The organism is Saccharopolyspora sp. CA-218241, from assembly GCF_050954615.1.
Taxonomy (GTDB): domain Bacteria; phylum Actinomycetota; class Actinomycetes; order Mycobacteriales; family Pseudonocardiaceae; genus Saccharopolyspora; species Saccharopolyspora cebuensis.
On the sequence record NZ_CP191860.1, the window covers coordinates 3,355,567 to 3,377,738 of the forward strand.

At 72.7% G+C, this 22,172-nt stretch carries 24 protein-coding genes and 2 pseudogenes; 9 read left to right on the plus strand and 17 right to left on the minus strand.

Going from position 1 to position 22,172, the window contains the following annotated elements:
- Nucleotides 1-49: 49 nt before the first annotated feature.
- From ACQP0T_RS15970 to ACQP0T_RS15990, 5 genes are all read right to left on the minus strand, one after another.
- Entirely contained in the window at nucleotides 50-916 is an 867-nt protein-coding gene (locus ACQP0T_RS15970; protein WP_433868781.1) for an SDR family oxidoreductase, read from the minus strand.
- A 74-nt stretch (nucleotides 917-990) separates the two neighbouring features.
- Nucleotides 991-2,358, minus strand: a complete 1,368-nt coding sequence (locus ACQP0T_RS15975; RefSeq protein WP_433868782.1) for an acetyl-CoA carboxylase biotin carboxylase subunit — start codon at nucleotides 2,356-2,358, stop codon at nucleotides 991-993.
- A complete protein-coding gene (locus ACQP0T_RS15980; RefSeq protein ID WP_433868783.1) occupies nucleotides 2,355-2,594 on the minus strand; it encodes an acetyl-CoA carboxylase in 240 nt (79 codons plus the stop codon). The genes ACQP0T_RS15975 and ACQP0T_RS15980 overlap by 4 nt, the downstream gene beginning before the upstream one ends.
- Nucleotides 2,595-2,608: 14 nt before the next feature.
- Nucleotides 2,609-3,595, minus strand: a complete 987-nt coding sequence (locus ACQP0T_RS15985) for a biotin-dependent carboxyltransferase family protein (RefSeq protein WP_433868784.1) — start codon at nucleotides 3,593-3,595, stop codon at nucleotides 2,609-2,611.
- Nucleotides 3,592-4,494, minus strand: a complete 903-nt coding sequence (locus ACQP0T_RS15990) for a 5-oxoprolinase subunit B family protein (protein WP_433868785.1) — start codon at nucleotides 4,492-4,494, stop codon at nucleotides 3,592-3,594. The genes ACQP0T_RS15985 and ACQP0T_RS15990 overlap by 4 nt, the downstream gene beginning before the upstream one ends.
- Before the next feature lie 194 nt (nucleotides 4,495-4,688).
- Between ACQP0T_RS15990 and ACQP0T_RS15995 the strand changes: the two genes are divergently transcribed.
- A complete protein-coding gene (locus tag ACQP0T_RS15995; RefSeq protein WP_433868786.1) occupies nucleotides 4,689-5,462 on the plus strand; it encodes a LamB/YcsF family protein in 774 nt (257 codons plus the stop codon).
- On the opposite strand, the pseudogene ACQP0T_RS16000 reads toward ACQP0T_RS15995, so the two are convergent.
- Both ACQP0T_RS16000 and ACQP0T_RS16005 read right to left on the minus strand, forming a co-directional pair.
- Nucleotides 5,455-6,386: pseudogene (locus ACQP0T_RS16000) on the minus strand (nitrilase-related carbon-nitrogen hydrolase). The gene ACQP0T_RS15995 and the pseudogene ACQP0T_RS16000 sit on opposite strands and share 8 nt — an antisense overlap.
- 17 nt (nucleotides 6,387-6,403) lie before the next feature.
- Nucleotides 6,404-7,690 carry a glutamate decarboxylase gene (locus ACQP0T_RS16005; RefSeq protein ID WP_433868787.1) on the minus strand — a complete coding sequence of 429 codons (1,287 nt, stop codon included), beginning with the start codon at nucleotides 7,688-7,690 and terminating at the stop codon, nucleotides 6,404-6,406.
- Between the two features lie 311 nt (nucleotides 7,691-8,001).
- On the opposite strand from ACQP0T_RS16005, the gene ACQP0T_RS16010 reads away from it, so the two are divergent.
- Nucleotides 8,002-8,382 carry a helix-turn-helix domain-containing protein gene (locus ACQP0T_RS16010; protein ID WP_433868788.1) on the plus strand — a complete coding sequence of 127 codons (381 nt, stop codon included), beginning with the start codon at nucleotides 8,002-8,004 and terminating at the stop codon, nucleotides 8,380-8,382.
- Nucleotides 8,383-8,517: 135 nt separating this feature from the next.
- Here the strand turns inward: ACQP0T_RS16010 and ACQP0T_RS16015 are convergent, their stop codons facing one another.
- Complete coding sequence (locus ACQP0T_RS16015) at nucleotides 8,518-8,775, minus strand: zinc finger protein (RefSeq protein WP_433868789.1); 258 nt, start codon at nucleotides 8,773-8,775, stop codon at nucleotides 8,518-8,520.
- 264 nt (nucleotides 8,776-9,039) lie between these two features.
- Here ACQP0T_RS16015 and ACQP0T_RS16020 point away from each other — a divergent pair, with 264 nt between their 5' ends.
- From ACQP0T_RS16020 to ACQP0T_RS16030, 3 genes are all read left to right on the plus strand, one after another.
- Nucleotides 9,040-9,276, plus strand: coding sequence for a DUF397 domain-containing protein (locus ACQP0T_RS16020; RefSeq protein ID WP_433868790.1), 237 nt, complete (start codon nucleotides 9,040-9,042; stop codon nucleotides 9,274-9,276).
- A gap of 155 nt (nucleotides 9,277-9,431) precedes the next feature.
- The gene (locus tag ACQP0T_RS16025) at nucleotides 9,432-10,292 is read left to right on the plus strand and encodes a helix-turn-helix domain-containing protein (protein WP_433868791.1); all 861 of its coding nucleotides are present in this window, start codon (nucleotides 9,432-9,434) and stop codon (nucleotides 10,290-10,292) included.
- Between the two features lie 160 nt (nucleotides 10,293-10,452).
- Entirely contained in the window at nucleotides 10,453-10,866 is a 414-nt protein-coding gene (locus ACQP0T_RS16030; protein ID WP_433873743.1) for a CBS domain-containing protein, read from the plus strand.
- 78 nt (nucleotides 10,867-10,944) lie between these two features.
- Here ACQP0T_RS16030 and ACQP0T_RS16035 read toward each other — a convergent pair whose 3' ends face one another.
- The 4 genes from ACQP0T_RS16035 to ACQP0T_RS16050 all read right to left on the minus strand — a co-directional run bounded on the left by ACQP0T_RS16035 (nucleotide 10,945) and on the right by ACQP0T_RS16050 (nucleotide 14,201).
- The gene (locus ACQP0T_RS16035) at nucleotides 10,945-12,009 is read right to left on the minus strand and encodes an NAD-dependent epimerase/dehydratase family protein (protein ID WP_433868792.1); all 1,065 of its coding nucleotides are present in this window, start codon (nucleotides 12,007-12,009) and stop codon (nucleotides 10,945-10,947) included.
- A 149-nt stretch (nucleotides 12,010-12,158) separates the two neighbouring features.
- Nucleotides 12,159-13,550 (minus strand): rhodanese-like domain-containing protein, encoded by a 1,392-nt coding sequence (locus tag ACQP0T_RS16040; protein ID WP_433868793.1) that lies wholly within the window; start codon nucleotides 13,548-13,550, stop codon nucleotides 12,159-12,161.
- Nucleotides 13,544-13,897, minus strand: coding sequence for a rhodanese-like domain-containing protein (locus tag ACQP0T_RS16045; RefSeq protein WP_433868794.1), 354 nt, complete (start codon nucleotides 13,895-13,897; stop codon nucleotides 13,544-13,546). Before ACQP0T_RS16045 ends, ACQP0T_RS16040 begins: the two co-directional genes overlap by 7 nt.
- 34 nt (nucleotides 13,898-13,931) lie before the next feature.
- Complete coding sequence (locus tag ACQP0T_RS16050; RefSeq protein WP_425570122.1) at nucleotides 13,932-14,201, minus strand: metal-sensitive transcriptional regulator; 270 nt, start codon at nucleotides 14,199-14,201, stop codon at nucleotides 13,932-13,934.
- A 194-nt stretch (nucleotides 14,202-14,395) separates the two neighbouring features.
- On the opposite strand from ACQP0T_RS16050, the gene ACQP0T_RS16055 reads away from it, so the two are divergent.
- The 4 genes from ACQP0T_RS16055 to ACQP0T_RS16070 all read left to right on the plus strand — a co-directional run bounded on the left by ACQP0T_RS16055 (nucleotide 14,396) and on the right by ACQP0T_RS16070 (nucleotide 17,247).
- Nucleotides 14,396-14,659: a GlsB/YeaQ/YmgE family stress response membrane protein gene (locus ACQP0T_RS16055; protein ID WP_345365482.1), complete on the plus strand. Its 264-nt coding sequence runs from the start codon at nucleotides 14,396-14,398 to the stop codon at nucleotides 14,657-14,659.
- A gap of 16 nt (nucleotides 14,660-14,675) precedes the next feature.
- Nucleotides 14,676-15,857: a zinc-dependent alcohol dehydrogenase gene (locus ACQP0T_RS16060; RefSeq protein ID WP_345365480.1), complete on the plus strand. Its 1,182-nt coding sequence runs from the start codon at nucleotides 14,676-14,678 to the stop codon at nucleotides 15,855-15,857.
- A gap of 200 nt (nucleotides 15,858-16,057) precedes the next feature.
- Nucleotides 16,058-16,474 (plus strand): STAS domain-containing protein, encoded by a 417-nt coding sequence (locus tag ACQP0T_RS16065; protein ID WP_433868795.1) that lies wholly within the window; start codon nucleotides 16,058-16,060, stop codon nucleotides 16,472-16,474.
- Nucleotides 16,475-16,554: 80 nt separating this feature from the next.
- Nucleotides 16,555-17,247 carry a GAF and ANTAR domain-containing protein gene (locus ACQP0T_RS16070; protein ID WP_433868796.1) on the plus strand — a complete coding sequence of 231 codons (693 nt, stop codon included), beginning with the start codon at nucleotides 16,555-16,557 and terminating at the stop codon, nucleotides 17,245-17,247.
- A gap of 19 nt (nucleotides 17,248-17,266) precedes the next feature.
- Here the strand turns inward: ACQP0T_RS16070 and ACQP0T_RS16075 are convergent, their stop codons facing one another.
- The 5 genes and pseudogenes from ACQP0T_RS16075 to ACQP0T_RS16095 all read right to left on the minus strand — a co-directional run bounded on the left by ACQP0T_RS16075 (nucleotide 17,267) and on the right by ACQP0T_RS16095 (nucleotide 22,117).
- The gene (locus ACQP0T_RS16075; protein WP_433868797.1) at nucleotides 17,267-17,731 is read right to left on the minus strand and encodes a DUF6328 family protein; all 465 of its coding nucleotides are present in this window, start codon (nucleotides 17,729-17,731) and stop codon (nucleotides 17,267-17,269) included.
- 759 nt (nucleotides 17,732-18,490) lie between these two features.
- Nucleotides 18,491-19,792 carry a UDP-glucose dehydrogenase family protein gene (locus tag ACQP0T_RS16080; protein ID WP_433868798.1) on the minus strand — a complete coding sequence of 434 codons (1,302 nt, stop codon included), beginning with the start codon at nucleotides 19,790-19,792 and terminating at the stop codon, nucleotides 18,491-18,493.
- 12 nt (nucleotides 19,793-19,804) lie between these two features.
- A complete protein-coding gene (locus tag ACQP0T_RS16085; RefSeq protein ID WP_433868799.1) occupies nucleotides 19,805-20,503 on the minus strand; it encodes a hypothetical protein in 699 nt (232 codons plus the stop codon).
- Nucleotides 20,500-21,434, minus strand: a pseudogene (locus ACQP0T_RS16090) (glycosyltransferase family 9 protein). Before ACQP0T_RS16090 ends, ACQP0T_RS16085 begins: the two are co-directional and overlap by 4 nt.
- Entirely contained in the window at nucleotides 21,431-22,117 is a 687-nt protein-coding gene (locus ACQP0T_RS16095; protein WP_433868800.1) for an SDR family oxidoreductase, read from the minus strand. The pseudogene ACQP0T_RS16090 and the gene ACQP0T_RS16095 overlap by 4 nt, the downstream one beginning before the upstream one ends.
- Between the last annotated feature and the right edge of the window lie 55 nt (nucleotides 22,118-22,172).

The following is a 22,172-nucleotide window of genomic DNA, read 5'->3' on the forward strand; positions in this document are numbered from 1 at the left end:
GTGCAGGGCGGTGCCGAATGCCGATGATCGTCCACTGCGGCTGGACGGGTCAGCCGGGGTGCGTCTCACCGCCCACCGGGGCCAGCACCTCACCGGTGTAGTAGCTGGAGAGCCGCTCGGTGGCGAAGAAGACGTAGGAGGGCGCGATCTCGTCGGGATGGCCCATCCGCCCCATCGGGGTCCCCTCGCCGAAGCCCTCGACCTTGCCCTCGCCGAAGGTCGACGGGATCAGCGGTGTCCACACCGGACCGGGAGCCACGCAGTTGACCCGGATCCGCCGCGGGGTCAGCGATTGGGCCAGCGACTGGGTGAGGGAGTGCACCGAGGCCTTGCTGGCCGAGTAGTCGATCAGGCCCTTGTTGCCGCGCAGGGCGTTCACCGAGCCGGTGTTGATGATCGCCGCGCCGTCCGGCAGGTGCCGCAACGCCGCCTGGCACAGCCAGAACAGCGCGTAGACGTTGATCCGGAAAGTGCGGTCGAGCTGCTCGGTGCTGATCTCCGACAGGTCGTCCACCGGCATCTGGGTGCCCGCGTGGTTGACCAGCACGTCGAGCCCGCCGAGCCGGTCGGCGGCCTCGTCGACCACCCGCAGGCAGTGCTGCTCGTCGGCGAGGTCGCCGCGGAACAGGTGGCACTGCCGCCCCTCTTGGCGCACCAGCGTGGCGGTGTGCTCGGCGTCGTGGTCCTCGGACTCGTCGAGGTAGGCGATGGCGACGTCGGCGCCCTCCTTGGCGAAGGCCACCGCCACGGCGCGGCCGATGCCCGAGTCGCCGCCGGTGACCAGGGCCTTGCGCCCCGCCAAGTGGCCTGCCCCGGTGTAGTCGCGCATCTCGTCGCGCGGTTTCGGGTCCATCGGGCCGGTGGTGCCGGGCGGGGTCTGCTGCTGCGCCGGCGCGGTGCGGGGCAGGTCGGTCATCGCGGTCGTCCTTCCGGTCTGCTGCGCGGTGCGCCCCCGGCTTACCCAGCAGCGCCCGCCGCCACACCGGCGCGCTACCGGTCGGCGTCGGCCGGGCGCTCCCCCAACCGCTGCTCCAACCACAGGGTGTGCACCGGCCCGGCGCGCAGCTCCGCGTCGGCCACCAGCCGCCGGTGCAGCGGGACGGTGCTGTGCACCCCTTCGAGTTCGAGCTCCGCGAGCGCCTGGCGGGCCCGCGCGTACGCTTGGTCCCGGTCGGCGCCCCAGCAGACCAGCTTGGCGATCAGCGAGTCGTAGAACGGGCTGATCCGATCGCCGCGCACCACGCCGGTCTCCACCCGGACGCCGGGCCCGCCGGGCAGGTCGAGCCGTTCGATGGTGCCCGGGGACGGCGCGAAGTCCTGGTCCGGGTCCTCGGCGTTGATCCGCAGCTCGACGGCCGCACCCCGCCGGTCCACCTCGTCCTGCGCGAACGACAGCGGCGCGCCGCCCGCGATCCGCAACTGCTCGGCCACCACGTCGACGCCGGTGATCGCCTCGGTGATCGGGTGCTCGACCTGCACCCGGGTGTTCATCTCGATGAAGTAGTAGTTCTCCTCGGCGTCGACCAGGAATTCGACCGTACCCGCGCCGCGGTAGCCGACGTGGTGGGCGAGCCGCACCGCGGCGGTGGTGATCGCCTGCCGGGTCACCTCGTGCAGCCCCGGCGCCGGGGCCTCCTCGATCAGCTTCTGCCTGCGCCGCTGCACCGAGCAGTCCCGCTCGAACAGGTGCACCGCGTTGCCGTGCTCGTCGGCGAGCACCTGCACCTCGATGTGCCGGGCGTGCGGGATCGCCCGCTCCAGGTACGTGGTGCCGTCGCCGAAGGCCGAACGCGCCTCCGCCTGCGCCGAGGGCAGCACCGCGGCGAGCTCCGCGCCGTCCCGGACCGGGCGGATACCGCGTCCGCCGCCGCCCGCCGCGGCCTTGATCAGCATCGGGTAGCCGACGTCCCCGGCCGCCGCCTCCGCCTCGGCCAGGTCGGCGACCGCACCGCTGCCCGGCACCACCGACACCCCGGCGTCGCGCGCGGTCCGCCGCGCGGTGGCCTTGTCGCCCATCCGCTCGATCGCCTCGGGCGTCGGGCCGACGAACACCAGTCCGGCGTCCAGCACCGAGCGGGCGAATTCCGCGCTCTCCGAGAGGAACCCGTAGCCGGGGTGCACCGCGTCGCACTCGGACTGCTTCGCCGCCTTGAGCAGCGCCTCACCGTCCAGGTAGGACTTGCTCGCCGCCGAGCGGCCGATGTGCACGGCGTGGTCGGCGATCCGGACCCACCGGGAGTGCTCGTCGGCATCGGAGTACACGGCGACCGCCTCGACGCCCAGCGCGTGGCAGGCGCGGATGGTCCGCACCGCGATCTCGCCCCGGTTCGCCACCAGGACCCGGCCGAGGCCCGTCATGCGTCCTCGACTTCGAACAGGCTCTGCCCCGGCTCCACCTCGTCGCCGTCCTCGAGCAGGATCTTGCTGATCCGCCCGCCCTGGTCGGCCTTGATCTCGTTGAAGGTCTTCATGACCTCGATCAGGCCGATCGTCTGCCCCACCTCGACGACCACGCCCTCCTCCACGAAGGCCTCCTTGTCCGGAGCCGGTCGGCGGTAGAACACGCCCGGCATCTGAGCGTTCACCGTGGACATCAGCACCACTCCTCTCATCGGACGTTCGCGGACAGCGCTGTTCGGACCTCGTCCAGCCGCGCCTTGCGCTCCCGGCGCGCGGCCAGCGCCGCATCGACCTCCACGGCGGCGAACGAGACGGTGCTGCCGGTGCGGGCCTGGGCGATGCGGTCGCGGTCGGCGGAGATCACGGTGCCGATGGTGGCGTACCCGCCGCCGGTGACCGCGTCGTTGAGCAGCACGATCGGTTCGTCCCCGCCGGGGACCTGGACCGAGCCCACCGGGTAGCCGAGGTCCACGACGTTGGCCGGGTCGCTGCCCGCGCCGAAGGGCTGCTCCCGCTCGATGAAGCCGAGGGTGCCGCCGCGCAGCCGGTACCCGACCCGGTCGGCGTCCTTGGTCACCTTCCACGGGGTGTCCAGGAAGGACTTCAGCGCCTCCTCGGTGAGCCGGTAGGCGCAGAGCCCGACGACCAGGCGCAGCTCCACCGCGTCCGGCAGCTCCGGGCGCAACCGCGCGGGCACCTCGATGCCCTCCGGCGGCGGCGCGCCCGGCTCGCCCAGCGGCACCCGGTCGCCGTCGGCCAGGGCGCGACCGCCGAAGCCGCCGATCCCGGTGAGCATGTAGGTCGACCGCGATCCCAGGTACGGCGGCACGTCGATGCCGCCGGAGACCGCGATGTAGGGTCGCGCCCCGGCCCGGATGCCCTGGAACGCCAGCACGTCCCCGGCACCCACCGACGTCGTCCGCCACATCTCGACGGGCTCGCCGTTGAGGGTCACCGCGCTGTCCGCGCCGGTGATCGCCACCCGCCGCGCGTCGGTGAACTCCAGTTCGGGGCCGAGGTAGGTGGCCTCCAGCACCGCCGCGCCCGCGTCGTTGCCGACCAGCAGGTTGGCCACCTCGTAGGAAAACTGGTCCATCGCCCCGGAGGGCGGCATCCCGATCGCGTACTGCCCGTCCCGCCCGGCGTCCTGCACCGTGGTGGACAGGCCGCCCTTGCGCACCATGACCTCGCTCACCGGTACAGCACCTCCAGCAGCTCGCGGTTCACCCCGTCGGGATCGGCGAGGAATTCGGGCGGGGAGAACTCCACGTCCCGGATGCGGTAGCGGAAGGTGCCCGCCTCCACCTCCGAGCGGAGCGCGTCGTACTCGCCCCGGTCGATCGGGCGGTACCGCAGGATGTCGGTCGGGCGCGGGAAGGCGATGCCCCCGGTGAAGTCCGGCAATCGCTGGGCCAGGTCGAACACCGGCGCGGGGGCGATCCCGAACAGCTGGTACCCGCCGGCGCCCCGCACCGGGTACACCACCGCGAACGCACCGCCGTAGCCGAACGCACGCTCCGGGGTGTCGGTGCGCGGCCGGACGTACTTCGGGACCTCGATCTGCCGGTCCCGGGGCACCATCTGGTAGCAGAACGGCAGGCCGGGCACGAAGCCGAGCATGGTGACGATGAACGGCGCGGCGGAGATCGCCTCGATCAGGTCCGGCACGCCGCGGAAGCCGTTGATGCGCGCGGCGTACTCCAAATCGGTGACTTCCGGGTCCTGGTGGCGATCCCGGAAGCGCATCAGGGTCTCGTGGGTCCAGGGATCGTCGAACAGGACCGGCACGTCGACGATCCTGGTCCGCACCGAGTAGTCCGGCGGCATCTCGGCGGCCGAGCCCTCCAGGCGCCGGAGCTCGTCGACGAGCTCGGTGGGGTCGAGCCGGTCCGGGTCGAGCCGGACCATGTAGGAAGCGTTGGACGGGCAGATGTCGATGACGCCGTCGATGTCCTCCCGTCGCAGGTCCCCGGTGATCGCCATGGCCTTGAAGTTGGCCTGCAGGCTCATCTCCTGGTCGAGCTCGACGAAGACGAATTCATCCCCGCCGAACTCGTAGCGGGCCGGCGGGAGCTGGAGCCTCGTTCCGGTCACGGTCGACCTCCTAGCGGCGGAGAGGTACCTCACCCTGATCCGAGGATGCGCCGTTGGCGTGACCGGCGCATGGTGCTCGCGAACGAAGATCCCACCTTCGGGGTATCGCGGGCAAGCGGCGGGCGGTGCAGTCTCCGGGGCCGAGGTCTTCAATGGGGGGCGGCGCGTGCTGGAGCGGACCGGGAGGTGGTCGGATGCGGACGTTGATCGATCTCAACGCCGATGCGGGGGAGAGCTTCGGGCGCTGGCGGCTGGGCGACGACGAGCGGCTGATCCCGCTGGTCACGTCGGTCAACGTCGCGTGCGGCTGGCACGCCGGGGACGCCGCGACCATGCGGCGTTCGGTGCGGCTGGCCGCCGACGGCGGCACCTCGGTCGGCGCGCATCCGGGATTCCCCGACCTGACCGGGTTCGGCAGGCGGGCGCTGGCCATGTCCCCGCAGGAGGCGGCCGACGCCTGCCTCTACCAGTTCGGGGCGCTGCGCGCGATCGCCGACTCGATGGGCGTGCCGGTGCGGCACGTCAAGCCGCACGGCGCGCTGTACGGGCTGACGATCAAGGACGAGGCGGTGGCCGAGGCCGTGGCCGACGCGGTGGCCGAGGCCGCTCCCGGCGTGCGGATCGTGCTGCTGGCGGGTCCGACCGCCGACCGGGTCGCGGCGAAGGGCTACCCGGTGGTGCGGGAGGCGTTCGCCGACCTCGACTACGACGACGCGGGGCACATCATCATCGAACCCGATCCGGTGGCCAAGGATCCGGCGCGATGCGCCGAACAGGCGATCGCGGTGCTCCGGGGCGAGGTCACCTCGGTCGGCGGCACCGCGATCGCCGTCGACGCCGACACCCTCTGCCTGCACGGGGACCGGCCGAACTCGGTCGAGGTCGCGCGGGCGATCCTCGACCGGTTCGAGGCCGAGGGGGTGCGCACCGCACCCCTGTCCGAGGTCGCCGACCAGCGCGTCAGGTAGCGGGCAGCAGCGTCTCGTCCACGCGCAGCCGCGAGTCGGCGGTGTGGTCGCCCTCCGGGCTGAACGGGGTGACCGCGGCGGGGACGCAGTCGGCGATCAGCAGGCTGTCCTCGTGGCGCTCCTCGGGTCCGGCGGCGACCACCGCTCGCCCGTCGGGCCCCCAGACCCCGGAGTTCGCCCGGTATTCCCACTGCCCGCGCTCGGAGACCTCCCAGCCGCGCCGGTTGGCGTAGGCGACGAACACCCGCCACACCGAGGCCATCGCCGGGATGATGTGCTCGGTGGCGTCCGGGTAGGGCACCAGCGTGGGACCGCCGTCGTGCAGGACGAAGTGGTGGTCGGCGGCGGTGGGGCCGACCACCAGCCGCGCGCCGCGCCGCACCAGGCTCTGGTACAGCGGCGGGAACTCGCACTCGTAGCAGTTGAGCACGCCGACCCGGAACCCGTTGAGCTCGACGACCGGGGGCAGCTCCTCCCCGGCACGTAGTTCGCCCGCTCCGCCGCGCCGTAGAGGTGGGTCTTGCGGTAGTTCGCCAGCAGCTCGCCCCGGCTGACCACGGCGATCGAGTCGTGCACCGCGTCCCCGGCGCCGCGCTCGACGTAGGGCAGCACGACGGACACCCCGTGGCGCTCGGAGAGCTTGCGGGCGGTCCGCACGCTGTGCCCGTCGCTGGTCTCGGCGAGCTCCCGGCACAGGGCCGGGCCCAGCGAGTACCCGGTGTTGTAGCACTCGGGGAACACGCAGAGCTGGGCGCCGTAGCGGGCCGCGATCGCCAGCGCCTCCTCCATCCGGTCGAGGTTCTCGACCACGGCGCCCGGCGAACCGACCGGGTTCTCGCCCTGGAAGATCCCGAGGCGCAGACCTGCCCCCGGTTCCGGCGGGCTGCTCGTGAGCAGACGGCTGACGATGCGGATCGGATGCATGGGTGCCCCTTCCTCGGTCACTTCGTACTGGTGGAGAGGTAGTCGCGCACGGCGTCGGCGAACGCGTCGGCCGCGGCCGCGGTCATGTCGTTGCGCACGACGATCCGCAGCACCTCGACGTCCTCCAGGTCCGGCGGGAGCTCGTACACCGGTACGGCCCAACCCAGGTCGGCGAGGTAGGTCGAGAGCTGGCGGAGCTTGACGTCGGAATGGGCGGCCAGCGCGATCACGGGTAGCTCGCTACCGTCGCCGAGCAGCTCGAACCGGCCGGTCTCGCGGAGCTGCCCGGCCAGGTGCACGGCGACCGCGCGGCTGCGGGCGTGCACCGACCGGAAGCCCTGGAAACCGAAGCGGACGAAGTTGTAGTACTGCAGCACCACCGGCGCGGCCGACCGGGAGAACGTCAGCTCCTCGTGCGAGTGCTGGCTGCCCAGGTAGTTCACCCGGAAGGTGAGCTTGCCGCTGCGCGTCTCGTGGTCCCGCCACAGCACCCAGCCCAGTCCCGGCGGCACCAGCCCGTACTTGTGCCCGGAGGCGTTGATCGAGCGCACCCGGGCCAGCCGGAAGTCCCAGACCAGCTCGGGATCGAGGAACGGCGCCACGAACCCGCCCGAGGCCGCATCGACGTGCAGCGGTACGTCGACGCCCCGCTCGGCTTCGAGTTCGTCGAGCGCGCCGGCGATCGCGGCCACCGGTTCGTAGCTCCCATCCAAAGTGGACCCGAGGATGCCGATCACGCCGATGGTGGTCTCGTCGCACAGCTCCCGGGCGGTCGACGCGTCCAGCCCCAGCCGACCCGGCAGGGCGGGCGCGACCCGCGGCTCCACCCCCCAGTAACGGCAGAACTTGTGCCAGCACACGTGCGCGTTGGCCCCCATGACCAGGCTGGGCCGCCGACCGCCGCTGCCCCTGCTGGTCTCCCAGTGGCGCAGCAGCGACACCCCGGCCATCAGCGCCGCTTCGCTCGACCCGGTGGTGGCCGAACCGACGACGCGGCCGGGGTCCTCGCCCCAGAGCGCGCCCAGCATCCGGATGCACTGCTGTTCCATGAGCTCGATGGCGGGGTACTGCTCGCGGTCGACGAGGTTGTACCGGAGGTAGTCGCCGAAGAGCTGCGCCGCCTCCGGCTCGTAGGAGGTGGTGAGGAACGTCGCCAGGTTCCGGTCCGGGGAGACGTCCTGGCTCAGCCGTGCGCCGACCAGCTCCGCCGCCTTGGCCGCGTCCACGCCGAGTTCGGGGATGGTGCTCTGGTGCTCGTCAGGTGAAGAACCGGACACGCGGCCCGCAGGCGACGGAGCCCGCATGATGGCTACCCCCCATGTTCACCGAGATTCGTGCTGCTTGCGGTCGCAAACCTACGGCCGGTCAGCCGGAAACGACCATGAGCACTTCGGCCTACTACTTTCGGTTCGCGTGCGCCGACCGGACCACAGGTGTGGTCATTTCGGCTCATGATCGACGGCATTAGGGGGAAAATCGGCGGACGTGGTCACTCGCCGATGGTTGTCTGACGACATACAAGGTGGCCGCTGAAGACGGCTCGGCGAGGATGACGGAACGACCGGGGGGCAGCAGTGTCGAGCAACGCGAGCACAGCGAGGGCGGGCGGAGTCCGGTGACGATCCGCTCCTACGACCGGGCCCTCGACACCGCGATCACCACCATGATGCGGGAAGCCGTCGAGCACTCGGTCGCGCTCAACCAGGTACTCGAACAGATCAACCAGCTCCTGCTGCTGCGGGCGCAGCTCGACCGGGACTGCCAGGCGCGCAACCACGTCCACGACCCGGTGCCCGCGCCGATCCTCACCCACCTGACCAAGCGCGAGGGCGAAGTCCTCGACAACCTCGTGCACGGCCGGTCCAACCGGCAGATCGCCACCTCGCTGGGCATTTCGGAGCGCACCGTGAAGAACCACCTGCGCAGCATCTTCACCAAGCTGGAGGTGGGCGACCGCACCTCGGCGGTGGTCAAGGCCCTCAACGGGCGGCAGTGAGCGCGCACCCGCCGCACGACGCCGCGCCGATCCGGTGCCGGATCGGCGCGGCGCTCACCTCGGGACCGCCCGGCGCGGTTCGCACGATGGGTACGGGGCGCGGGCCCCGGGAGCACGACCCGGCCGGGCGGGGATTCAGACGGTCGACGAAGGGACGACCCGGCTCCGGTGGCGGCGCGGGAGCGGGGCACCCGCCATGCGGTGCGCCTCGTGGTCGCAGTCCGGGCAGGTGAACCACAGCCAGGCGAGCTCCCCGCTCACCGCGCGGAGCTCACGACCGCACAGCGTCTCCAGCACCGTGCCATCGGAGTATCCGCCGAGCGGACGTCCGGCGGTGGTGGCGTGGCGTTCCCCGTCCGCGGGAACCCAGTGGAACGGGTGCAATCGGCACACCTCTCTGCTCGCTGGCGGGCGGAAGGAGCTGTCGCACCGGCGAGCACGGGGAACTTCCCGCCGAACTCCACGCGGCGCCACCGAGGGCGCGGACACCCGGCCCCCCGCCGGGCATCCGCGCCCTCCGCCACACGACGCACTCCCCGCCGGAGAACGTCCGGAGCCCCCCGACCCCGCGGTGCTCACCCTCTTCCCTTGCTTGCCAGCGAGCCTAATTCAAGATTAATCTTGCGCCAAGATCGTTCGCCGGAAAGGAGTATTGGCATGAGCCAGCACGACCAGTCCCCCGCGCCGATTCCGCTGCCAGGAACCGGCTGGCGGACCGCACAGGCGTGCGGACCGAACGGCGGGAACTGCGTCGAGGTCAATCTGACCAGGCACGATGCCGTCGGCGTCCGGGACACCAAGCGGGCCACCGGCGACGTGGCGCTGGTTTTCGGCAACGCCGACTGGCGGGCGTTCCTCGATTCCGCACGAGCCGGTCGGTTCGACCGTCCGTGACGACCCCGCCCCTACCGGATTAATCTTGATCCGAAAGAGTTCCCCGGCCCGCATCGCGCTGTGATCAGCCGCGCGGCCCACCCACCTCCGGCGATCACCTGTTCTACAGTGGCCCTGGGAGAAACGGTGGAGGCGACGCGACGAGCGGAGATTCGGTGCCGAGCACGGTGACCTCCCGGCGCAAGCAGCTGGGCAACGAGATCCGCCGGGCGCGGTCGGCGGCGGGGATGACCCAGCAGGAGGTCGCCGACTTCCTCGGCTGCGGTCAGGGCAAGGTCAACAAGATCGAGTCGGGCGCCGTCTCGGTCAAGACCGCCGACCTCAAGCGCCTGCTCGAGCTGTTCGGCGCAGGCAAGGCCGAGTCCGACCTGATGCTGGAGCTGGCGAGTTCGAGCAGCACCCAACGCGGCCAGTGGTCCGGCTACCGCTCCGCGATCCCGCAGTGGTTCCGCACCTTCACCGATCTGGAACCCGCGGCGACCGAGGTGCTGAGCTGGCACGGCGAGCGGATCCCCGGCCCGCTGCAGTCCGAGCACTACATGCTCACCCAGTTCACCGAGGACCGGGTCGCCGACGTGACGCCGCTGGTGCGCAACCGGCTCGACCGCCGGAAGGTCTTCGACCTCGACCGGCCGCCCTACTACCGGTTCATCCTCGGCGAGGGCGCGTTCCACCGGATGCCCGGCGGGGCGCAACCCGCCGTGGCGCTGGACCAGGTCGAGCACCTGCTCCAGCTCGAACGGCGCTACCCGCGCGTCTTCGTGCACGTGCTGCCGTTCGACGTGCGGTTGCCGTTCGTGCCCAACGACTTCACCATCATGCGCTTCGGCGACGGCACCAAGGACTTCATCTTCGTCGAGCACGTCGCCGGCGGCCTCTACATCGACGACGACCAGGACTTCGAGCTCTTCGTCGACGCCTGGGACCGGCTGCGCGGCGCCGCGCTGGAACGCCACGACACCGTCGACCACCTGCGCGCGCTGGCGGACCGCTTCCGCGCCGGGATGGACTTCTGAGCCCACCGCGGCACCGACCGGCCGCCGCGCCCGGGGTTGGCACCGGCGAACGCCGGGTAGGCCAGACGTGCGGCCGGGACGTTCCCGGTCGCGGACCACGACCGCGGTGCCGGGCCCGCGCCCGGTGCACCCCTGTCGCTGTGGAGGGATCGAGATGAGCGTGGGCAGTGCGCGCGAGATCATGACCAGGGACCCGCAGTGCGTCCGCACCGACCAGACGGCTGCGGACGCGGCCAGGATGATGGCCGAGCAGGGCGTCGGCGCCCTGCCCATCTGCGGCCCGGACAACAAGATCAAGGGTGTGATCACCGACCGCGACCTGGTGGTCAAGGTGGTGGCGGAGGGCCGGGACGCCGGGACCTTCCCCGCCGGGGACCTGAACCAGGCCGAGGCGGTCACCATCGGCGCCGACGATTCGCCCGACGAGATCATGGCGACGATGTCCGAACACGGCGTCAAGCGGCTGCCGGTGATCGACGGCGACCGCCTCGTCGGGATGATAGCGATCTCCGACGTGGCACGGTCGTTGCCGCATCCGCGCACCGGTGAGCTGGTGGACGCGCTGTCGGTGTGAGCCGAGCGGCGAAGGGCCCGGAGGCGAACCTCCGGGCCCTTCCCCGTGCCGCCCTCCGGGCACTTCGCCGTGCCGCCGTCACTGCCGCCGGCCGACACCGGTGGCGAGTTCCTCGGCCCGGCCGCCGGGCAGCTCCGGCGCCAGCGGCGGGGTCGGCGCCCCCTCGGTCGCGCGCAGCCCGGCCAGGAAGCCCCGCACCGCGTCGATCGACGAGTGCTCCGGTTCCCAGCCCAGTTCCGAGCGCGCCCGCGAGGTGTCCATCAGCGGCAGCCGCATGAAGGTGTCGAACAGCTCCGGGGAGGCGGGCACCAACCGGAGCTGCCACGCGGCGGCCAACGCGGTCCGCGCCAGCACGCGGGGCGTGCGCACCCGTTGGGCGCCGAACACTTCGCCCAGCACCTCGTTGTCGATCACCGGGTCCGCGGCGATGTTGAACGCCCCGGAGACCTCCTGGAGCACCGCGCGCCGGTAGGCGTCCCCGACGTCGTCGCTGTGCACCGCCTGGAACCGCAGCCCCGGCAGCGCGGGCAGCACCGGCAGCATCTCGGGCCGCACGAGCTGCTCGGGCACGAGCGGCCCGAGGAACAGCCTGCGCTGCTGCGAGGCCGACTCCGGTTTGAAGCAGAACGCGTTGCGCATCCGCACCACGCGGATCTCCGGGTGCTCCCGGGAGAAGCTGTCCAGCACCCGTTCGAGGTAGGCCTTCTCCCGGCTGTACGCGGCCCCGGGCCAACCGTGGGTGGGCCACCGCTCGTCGACCGGTCGCTCCGGGCCCGGCGAGTACGCCGCGACCGACGAGGCGTGCAGCAGCGCGGGCACCCCGGCGGCGGCCACCGCGTCGAACACCCGCAGCGCGCCGAGCACGTTGTTGCGCCACGTCGCGATCGGGTCCCGGGTCGGCTGGAAGATCCACGCCAGGTTGAGCACCGCGTCGGCCGCCTCGAAGTGCGGGACCAGGTCGTCACCGCAGAGGTCGACGCCGTGCCAGGTGACCTTGGCGGGCAGGTCCTCGGGCGCGCGGCGGGACAGCGCGGTGATCCCGGCGACCTCCGGGGCGGCCGACAGCGCCTCGAGCACGCTGGTACCGATGTTGCCGGTGCCGCCCACGACGACCACGCGGCGGGACTGGGCTGCGGAGCTCATCTGGTTCCCTCCGGTACGGGTGGCGGGGTGGCCGAGGTCCGGACCCCCGGCGGTGCGAGGGCCGGGGAGCCCCGGCCCTCGCACCGGGAATATCCGGTGGTCTCCCCCGCGAAACCGGACGCCCGCGAGGCGGGCCGCGCTGCGGCGCCTCAGGACGCCATCGCCACGCCCGACTCCGCCGCGGACCCGAACAGGTCGTCGATCAGCACCACGTCGCGGCCCGCGCCTTCCAGCACGGAGGCCGCCGCCGCGGCGCGGTAGCCGCTGCCGCAGTGCACCCAGACGACACCGGAGGGCACCTCGGCCAGCCGGCGGGGCACGTCGTAGAGCGGCACGTGGACCGCTCCCTCGACGTGGGACTCGCGGTACTCGCCGTTGGTCCGCACGTCCAGCACCACGTCCGGGTGCGGCAGCGCGGTCGGCCCGCGCTGCGCGGCGGCCAGGTCCCCGAAGTCGGCCGTCGGGGTGGCGCGCAGCCGCTCCGGGTGCTCCGCGAGCTCCTCCGGAGCACCGGTCGCGGCGGCGGCGAACCGGTCGATGCCGATCCGGGCGAGTTCCCGCTGCGCCTCGGCGACCTGCTCGCGGCTCTCGCCCAGCAAGGTGAGGGGCGCGCCCCAGTCGATCATCCAGCCGAGCCAGGTGACCATCGGACCGTCGAGGCCCATGCTCACCGCGCCCGCGAGGTGCGAGACGGCGAACGCGGTGCGGGAGCGCAGGTCCACGACCCACTCGCCGTGGTCGAGCCGCCGCGCCAGCTCCCCGGCGTCCGCGCGGGCCGGGGCCCGCAGGTCCAGCGGCGGCGCTCCCGCCGTGTTCTGCACGCCCATGTGCGCGTAGTAGGCCGGGTAGGTGTCCAGCCCGCGCAGGGTCTGCTCCACGAACTCGCCCTCGCCGAGGGTCAGCGCCGGGTTGATCTCCTTCTGTTCGCCCACGGTGGCGGAATCGCCGGACGCCTGGGACGCCGAGCAGAAGCTGCCGAAGCCGTGCGTGGGCCAGATCTGCGCGCCATCGGGCAACGCCTCAACGATCCGGGCCGCCGAAGCGTGCTGGTGGCGGGCCAGGTCCTCGCTGTGCTGCTCGCCCAGCAGATCGGTGCGCCCGGTGGTGCCGAACAGCAGCGAGCCGCCGGTGAACACGCCCACCGGTCCGGTCGCGCCGACGAGCACGTAGGACAGGTGGTGGAAGGTGTGCCCCGGCGTGGCCAGCGCCCGCACCCGCAACCCGTCGGACACCGCGACCTCGTCGCCGTCGTGCAGCGGCAACCGCTCGAAGGCGACCTTGTCGGCCGCCGCCACCCCGTAGTCGGCACCGGTCAACCGGGCCAGCTCCAGCCCGCCGGAGACGTAGTCGTTGTGGACGTGGGTCTCGAGCACCAGGGTGATGCGCACGCCCAGCCGCCCGGCGAGGGCCAGCACCCGGTCCACGTCGCGCTGCGGGTCGACCACCACGGCGACCTCGCCGTCGGTGGCCAGGTAGCTGCGATCGCCGAGCGAGGAGGTCTCGATGACCTCCACCCGCGTTTCCCCCGTCGCGCTCAGCACCGCGCACCTCCTCCTGCTGCGTCGCCGGTGGCGATCTCGTAGCCGGCCTCGGCCCACGCCGCGGTGCCACCGGCCACCGACACCGCGCGGGCCCCCGCCGCGTTCATCGCCTCGGTCGCGGTCGCGCTGCGGCCGCCCGCCTGGCACACCACGTGCGGCGCCGCCCCCGCGAAGCGCTCCGGTGCGGCGAGCACCTCCTCCAGCGGCACGTTCTCCGCGCCGGGGACGTGCCCCCGCGCGAACTCCTCGGCCGAGCGCACATCGACGATCCGCGCTCCCCGGTCCCGGGCGGCGGCCAGCGCCGCCACCTCGATCTCCGGCACCATCCGGAATGCTCCCTTCCACATACCCCCGGGGTAAACACCCGGGAGTGGTCCCACGTCACGCCAAAGAGAGGAACAGGCGCTCCAGCTCCTGCTCGGTCATCCTCGGTTCCTCGCCGTCCTCGCCGGAGCGGGCGCAGTAGCGCATCCCGCTCGCCACGATCTTGAAACCGGCCCGGTCCAGCGCCCGCGACACCGCCGCGAGCTGCGTGAGGACCGCGGCGCAGTCACCGCCCTCCTCGATCGCCTCGATCACGCCGTCGAGCTGCCCGCGCGCCCGGCGCAGCCTGGTCAGCGCGTCGCCGACGAACTCCGGCGTCATCTCCACAACGACCACCTCCTCGCTCATCTCCGAATGTACCCCCGGGGGTATCGACGTCAAGGTGACGTGGGCCTCGCGAAAGCGGCACACCCGGTCCACCCGCCCGGCGGTCCGCTCCACCGGCGCGGACACGGTGGGTGCATGACCGGCGTGCCACCGGGGAACCCACCGGGCGCGAGCAACCGAAGGAGGGAGCCGTCATGGGCATCCTCGCCTGGATCGTGTTCGGCCTGATCGCCGGCGCGATCGCCAAGTTCATCCTCCCCGGCAAGGATCCGGGCGGCATCATCGTCACGATGCTGATCGGCGTGGTCGGCGGCCTGCTCGGCGGCTGGCTGGGCAGCACCCTGCTCGGCGCGGAGGGCGTCTCCGGCTTCAACGTCATGAGCTTCGTCTGGGCCGTCATCGGGTCGCTGATCCTGCTGGTGCTCTACCGACTGATCTTCCACCGCTCGCGAGCCTGACGACCGGAGGAGCCGAATGAGGGCAGTGACCTGGCAGGGGCCGCGGGACGTCCGCGTCGAGGACGTCCCCGACCCGAAGCTCGAAACCGACACCGATGCGATCATCCGCGTCACCAGTTCCGGCCTCTGCGGCTCGGACCTGCACCTCTACGAGGTGCTGGCGCCGTTCCTGGACCCGGGCGACGTGCTCGGGCACGAACCGATGGGCTACGTCGAGGAGGTCGGCTCCGGGGTCAAGGACATCAAGCCGGGCGACCGCGTGGTGGTCCCGTTCAACATCTCCTGCGGGCACTGCTGGATGTGCCTGCGGGGGTACTTCGCCCAGTGCGAGACCACCCAGGTCCGCGAGCAGGGCAGCGGGGCGGCGCTGTTCGGCTACACCCGGCTGTACGGCAGCGTGCCCGGTGGCCAGGCCGAGTACTTGCGTGTTCCGCAGGCCCAGTTCGGTCCGGTCAAGGTCCCGGAGGGACCGCCCGACGAGCGGTTCCTCTACCTCTCCGACGTCCTGCCGACCGCGTGGCAGGCCGTCGCCTACGCCGACATCCCGCCCGAGGGCTCGGTGGTGGTCTTCGGGCTGGGACCGATCGGGCAGCTGGCCAGCCGGATCGCCCGCCACCTCGGCGCCCGCGCGATCGGCGTCGACCTGGTGCCCGAACGGCTGGAGATGGCCCGGCGGAACGGCATCGAGGTGATCGACGCGCGCGACGCCGACGACGTGCCGACGGCCGTGCGGGACCTGACCGGCGGCCGGGGCGCCGACTCGGCCATCGACGCGGTCGGGATGGAGGCGCACGGCTCGCCCGGCGCCGAGTTCGCCCAGAAGCTGGCCAGCGCGTTGCCGGAGTCGATCTCCGAACCGCTGATGAGCAAGGCAGGGGTGGACCGGCTCGCGGTGTTCCAGCAGTGCGTCGACGCGGTGCGCCGCTCCGGCACGGTCTCGCTCAGCGGCGTCTACGGCGGGATGAGCGATCCGCTGCCGATGCTCACGCTCTTCGACAAGGGGTTGCGGCTGGCCATGGGCCAGGCCCACGTCAAGAAGTGGATCCCGGACGTGCTGCCGCTGGCCTCCGACGAGTCCGATCCGCTGGGCGTGCAGGACCTGGCCACGCACCGCGTCGGGTTGGAGGAGGCCCCGCAGGCCTACGACATGTTCCAGCGCAAGGCCGACGGCGCGATCAAGGTCCTGTTCCAGCCCTGATCGGCGGAGTCGCCGACCTCCGGCCGGGCCGGAGGTCGGCGACTTCGTGGTGGCATCCGCGCGCCGTTGGTAGGCTGCGGGTGGTTGAGCACCCAGCCGATACCGGACGAATGCGCCCGAGCGCAGCAGGCCGGTCCACCCCCGGCGAGGGGGAGGCGACGTGCTGTCGGCCCGGCGCCTTCGACGCGAAGGGGCAGATCGTGACCGCAGAGTCCCGGCCCATCGACGAACTCACCGGCGTCGTTCCGGACTGGATCACCACCCGACCGGATGCCTCGGTCCGGGTCGCCGTCGGCTACCCCGACCCGACCAGACTGGTCATCACGGTCTCCGGCGAGGTCGACGCCGCCAGCATCGACCGCCTGCAGGAGACGGTGTGGCCGCGGCTGTCCGCCTCGGTGCGTTCGGTCGTGGTGGACCTGACCGCCGTGGGCTTCCTCGGGATCCCCGGCCTGCAACTGCTCACCCAGGCGCACATGCGGTGCCAGCAGCGCGGCATCGGCCTGCGGCTGGTGGTGGCCGGGCACGAGGTGGCCCACGCGCTGCACATCAGCGGGATCGACGCGCTGGTGGACTGCTACCCGACGCTGGTGGAGGCGTTGGACCGCGACCGGTGATCCGGGCCGCAGCGCGTTCGCTACAGTGGCGCCACGCCGGGCGCCGGACGGGAGGCCCCGCCGGACCGGAGGTGCTGCGGATGGCGGAGGGACTGCGGGAGTTCTCCGTGGCGCTCGCCGAGATGGCCCGCGACCTCGCCGCGCAGGCCTCGGTGCAGGCGACCTTGGAGCGGATCGTCGCGCACGCGGTCGACCTGGTGGAGGGCTGCGACCAAGCGGGCATCCTGCTGCTGCACCCGGACCGGTCGCTGGAAACCCCGGCGGCCACCAGCGACCTCGTCCGCGAGTCCGACCGGTCGCAGAGCGAGCTCGGCGAAGGCCCCTGCTTCAGCGCGCTGGTCGACCGCGAACCCGTTTACCGGATCTCCGACATCGGTACCTGCGACCAGCGGTGGCCCCGGTTCGGTCCGCGCGCCCGGGATCTCGGGCTGGGCAGCATGCTGGGCTTCCTGCTCTACACCGAGGAACGCGAACTCGGTGCGCTGAACCTGTACTCCACGCGAGCGGACGTGTTCACCGAACATTCGGAAGTGGTCGGCTGGCTGCTGGCCTCGCACGCGGCGGTGCTCTACGCGACCGCCCGCACCGAGGCCCAGCTCCAGACCGCGATCAGCACCCGCCAGCTCATCGGCGAAGCCGTCGGCATCACCATGGAGCGCTACAAGGTGCCCGCCGACCAGGCGTTCGACCTGCTGCGCACGCTCTCGCAGAACCGCAACATCAAGCTCCGCGAGGTCGCCGAGCGGATCACCACCACCGGCGAGCTCACCTAGCGGCGCTCCCCGAGCGGCCTCACCGCCACCGGATCCGCAACGGCATCGCGAACCACAGCAGCAGGAACACGAAACCGATTGCGGAGCCGATCGCGAACGTGATCCAGCCCGAGCCGAGCACCACCATCACGATGAGCAGCACGGTGCCGGTCATCGCCGCCGCCAGCAGCGTCAGCCCGACCAGCGCGCACCAGTTCGCGGCCCGGATGATCTCGGCCCGGCGCCGCTTGCGGAACAGCACCCGGTGCCAGGCGACCGGGGCGATGAGCAGCGCCGCCGCGAGCGTGGCCAGCAGCACGATCACCAGGTGCAGGTCGTGGATCCCTTCCCCGGCGGTCTGGAACCTCTCGGTGAACGCCACCGAGAGCAGGAACGCGAACAGGATCTGGACGCCCGCTTGGGCGACCCGCAGTTCTTGGAGAAGTTCGTTGAGGTTGCGCGTGAGCCGGGTGTGGTGCGGCTCGTCGGGACGGGTCAAGATCACCGCCTCCTCCATCCGGCAGGGTGCACCTGGGACGTCAGGGAACGTTCGTGCGAAGGAGCCGGACGCGCCGGCAGATCGTGGCGGCCCGGCTCAGCCCGTGGTGGCGGGCTTCCCCGGGCCGGGGAGGGGCGGTGCGCCACCGCGCCGCGTCCCGGACCGGGCTCGGACTCCCCGCTGCACCCGGAGGGTGTTCTCCCGAGCGGGAGCGGGCGTGGGGCCGGGGTCCACCGGCCGCCGCGGGAATCCGATCGCTGTCACGGTGATCACTACAACCCGCCACCGCCTGCCAGAGCTAGACCACGATCGGTGTGGTCACTCGGTCCAGCTACCGGCGCGGCGCCGCGTACACCCGGTCAGCCGGTCAAGAACCAGGCCCCGCCACGACGCGCCGGACAGGGGCGGGGTCCGCACCGGGCGCGCGGCGAACCGGCGGACCGCGCCGCGATCGCCCGCACCGCCCGAGGCCGCGGGCACACCACGCTCCGCGCTGATCGCGGGGTCCGGCGAACGTCCAGCCCTGGCACCGGCGACCTCGCGGGCCACCGTCCCGCCGCGACGTCCACCCGGTACGGACGGATCGTCCACGGTGCACCCGCACGACGGTCCGATCAGGACGTCCGCTCCCTCCGCCACCTCTCACCCTTCCGGGCGATAGTGCGCGGGGACGGGATCGGAGTGAGGGACACCCTTGCCCAACACACTGGGACAAGGGTGCCCCTCACTCCGTTCACGACCACCCGGACGAGCGAGCGGCCCGGGTCACACTCCGGTGGTGTCCGGGGCGGGGTGGCCGATGCCGTGCCAGACCAGACCCGCCCGGCCCAGCGCGTCCGGATCCAGGTGGTTGCGGGCATCGACCACCACCGGCGAGGCCATCAACCCCGCCACCCGCGCCCAGTCCATCGACCGGAACACCGGCCACTCGGTCAGCACCACCAACCCCGCCGCACCCTTGACCACCTCGTACGGATCCTCCACCAACGCGATCCCGTCCACCGGATGCGCCAGCCCCGGATCACACCCCACCAGCTCCGCCCCCCGCTCGGCCAGCAACCCCGCCACCGCCAACGCCGGCGACTCCCGCACATCATCGGTACCGGCCTTGAACGCCAACCCCCACAACCCCACGCGCTTACCGGCCACCGACCCCCCGCACGCGGCCACCACCTTGCCCACCACCCGCTCCCGCTGCCGCTCATTGGCCGCCACCGCCGCCCGCAACAACCCGAACTCGAACCCCACCGACTCCGCCACCCCCAACAACGCCGCCGTGTCCTTCGGCAAGCACGACCCACCCCACCCCGGACCCGGCGCCAGGAACGACCCCCCGATCCGCCGGTCGTACCCCATCCCCTCGGTCACATCCCCGATATCGGCCCCCACCCGCTCGCACAACTCCGCCACCGCATTCACATACGACAACTTCATCGCCAGAAAACAATTCGCCGCGTACTTCACCATCTCCGCACTCGCCGCATCCGTGAGCACCGTCGGCGCCCCCAACCGCGCGTACAACGCCGCCACCCGCTCCGCCGCGTCCTGCGACTCCGACCCCACCACGATCCGGTCCGGACGCAGGAAATCCTCCACCGCCGAACCCTCCCGCAGGAACTCCGGATTGCTCACCACCCCCACATCCGGCCGCCCCACCAACCCCCGCAACCGCGCCGCCGTCCCCACCGGCACCGTCGACTTCGTCACCAGCACCGCACCCGGAGCCAGCACCGGCCCCACCTCGGCCACCACCGACTCCACCACCGACAGGTCCGCCAAACCCCCCGCACCCATCGGCGTCGGCACGCACAGGAACACCACCTCCGCCCCCGCCGCCGCCTCCGCCGAACCCACCACGAACTCCAACCGCCCCGCCGACAACCCCTCCGCCACCAACTCCCCCAAACCCGGCTCCCGAATCCCCACCTCACCCCGACGCAACGCCGCCACCTTCACCGCATCCACATCACTGCACACCACCCGATGCCCCAACGACGCCAGACACGCCCCCGTCGTCAACCCCACATAACCGGTCCCCACCACCACAATCCGACGAGACCAAGGCACAGCGCTCACCTCTCACGCGGTTCCGCGGTACCGCCAGGCGAGCAGCACGGGATCCGGCTGCTCCCCGGCGAAGTCCAGCAGCGACGCCACTCCCGGCGGCACCACGTCGGGCTCGACGTCGCAATCGATCCGCTCGTCCGGCCGCAGCCCCGCCACCACGCCGTCGACGTCGACGCCGACGGCCGCGCACAGCCCGGCGAGCTGGTCGAAGAATTCCTGCCGCAGCACGCAGTAGGCATCGGTGGCCGCGGCGATCACGTCCGCCTCGCGGACCCCGGTCCGCAGCACGGGCGCGTCGACCCCGGCGTAGAGCGACAGGACGTCCTCCCGGGTCCGCTCGTCGGCGGCCCCGACGACGATCCGGTCCGGGGCGGCGACGTCCGGCGCCGCGCGCCCGGCGCGCAGGTTCAGCGGGTGGCTGGCGGCCGGGACGTCGCGTCCCACCGCGGCGCGCAGTTCCGCCGTGTCGTGCCACGGCGGCACGCAGCAGTTCACCACAACCGACCCGGTCGGCATCCAGCTCCCGAGCCGGTCCACCACGGACCGGGCGGCGCCGCAGACGAAGACGAAGTCGGCTCCGGACACCCGCGGCGGTGCGGTGGCGGCACCATCGGCCCACCCCACGTCGTGCCCGAGCCCGGCCAGCCCGGTGGCCAGCGCGGCGGCGGTGCGGTCCGCGCCGACCACGGCGAGGCGACGCGCGGAGCTCATCGCGGGACCTCCGCGCGCAGCAGCGGACCGGCCGCATCGAGCACGTCCTCGGGGTGCAGCGCGAGCAGCCCGGGATCCGGCCGGTCGGCGAAGGTGTCGCCGCGGCGGCCCGCCCACAGCGCCACGTGCCGCGGATCGTCCGGCGGTCCCCACTGCGCCGGGGCGACCGGTCCGAACAGGATCACCGACGGGGTGCCGTAGGCGGTCGCCAGGTGCGAGACCCCGGTGTCGCCGCACACCACGAGGCGGGCCGCGGCCACCAGCGCGGCCAGCTCCGGGAGCCCGGTGCGCCCGGCCAGCACCGCCTCCTCGCCGAGCCCGGCCGCCGAGGCGACCGCGAGCGCCGCCGCCCGCTCCCGCCGGTCACCGGTCAGCACGACCCGCTCGCCCCGGTCGGCGAGCGCCGCGGCGACCCGCGCGAACCGCTCGGCGGGCCACCGGCGGGCGGCGTGGCTGGCGCCGGGGTGCAGCACCGCGGCGCCCGGCAGCGGCGTCGCCCCCGGCGGCGGCAAGCCGAGGTCCGCCGGGTCGGCGGGCACGCCGTGGTGCGCCAGCAGGCGGCACCAGCGCCGCACCTCGTGCTCGTCGGCGGACCAGTCGGGGCCGGGCACCTCGGGGTGGTCGGGGTGCGCGTGGCTGAGCACCCGGCTGGCTCCGGTGCGGCGCAGCGCCGCGATGCTCTGCGGTCCGCTGCCGTGCAGGTTGACGGCGACGTCCGGAGCGGGCCCGGACCACCGGAACGCGGCCAGGTCGGGGACCCCGGCGACCTCGTCCACGGCGCCGGTGGCGCGGGCCGGCCAGGTCAGCCCCTCGGGGCGGCGAGCACGATCCGGTGGCCGGGCCAGTGCGCCCGCACGGCGCGCAGCGCGGGCACGGCGGTAAGCAGGTCGCCGAGGCCCAGGGCGCGCAGCACGAGCACCACGGGGGTCACGGCCACGAACCCTCCTCCGACGCGCAGACCACCATTTCCCGGATCTCGCAGCCCGCGGGCTGGCGCAGCGCGAACACCACGGTCTCGGCGACGTGCTCGGGCCGGTTGAGCTTGGCGTCCGGCGGCGGCTTGTACTGCTCGTCGCGGCCGTCGAAGAAGGCGGTGTGCATCCCGCCGGGCACCAGCGCGGTCACCCCGACCTCGCCCGCGGTCTCGGCGGCCAGCGCCCGGCTGAACCCGACGACGCCGAACTTCGAGGCGCAGTACGCGGTCGCATCGGGCACCGCGTTGATGCCCAGCGTCGAGGCGACGGTGACGAAGGTGCCCCGGCTCCGCCGCAGGTAGGGCAGCGCGGCGCGGGCCACCGCCGCGGTGCCGAGCAGGTTCACCCGCACGACCTGCTCCCACTCCTCGGCGGGCACCGATTCCAGCGATCCGCACGAATCGATCCCGGCCGCGCTGAACACGCCGTCCAGCCCGCCCGCCGAATCGGCCAGGTCGCGAACGGCCTGCTCGGCGGCCCGGCCGTCGGCCAGATCGACGACGCGGTATTTCACCGGCTCGTCCGGCGCGTTGCGGTCGAGCACCAGCGGGGTGCCCCCGTGCGCGGCGACCGCGCGCACCGCGGCCGCCCCGAGACCGGAGGACCCACCGGTGATGAGGACGTTGCCGAGCTGTTCCATGCGCCTCCTTCCGATCGGCCGCGCCCGTCCTGGCCGGGCGCGGCCCGCGTGTTCC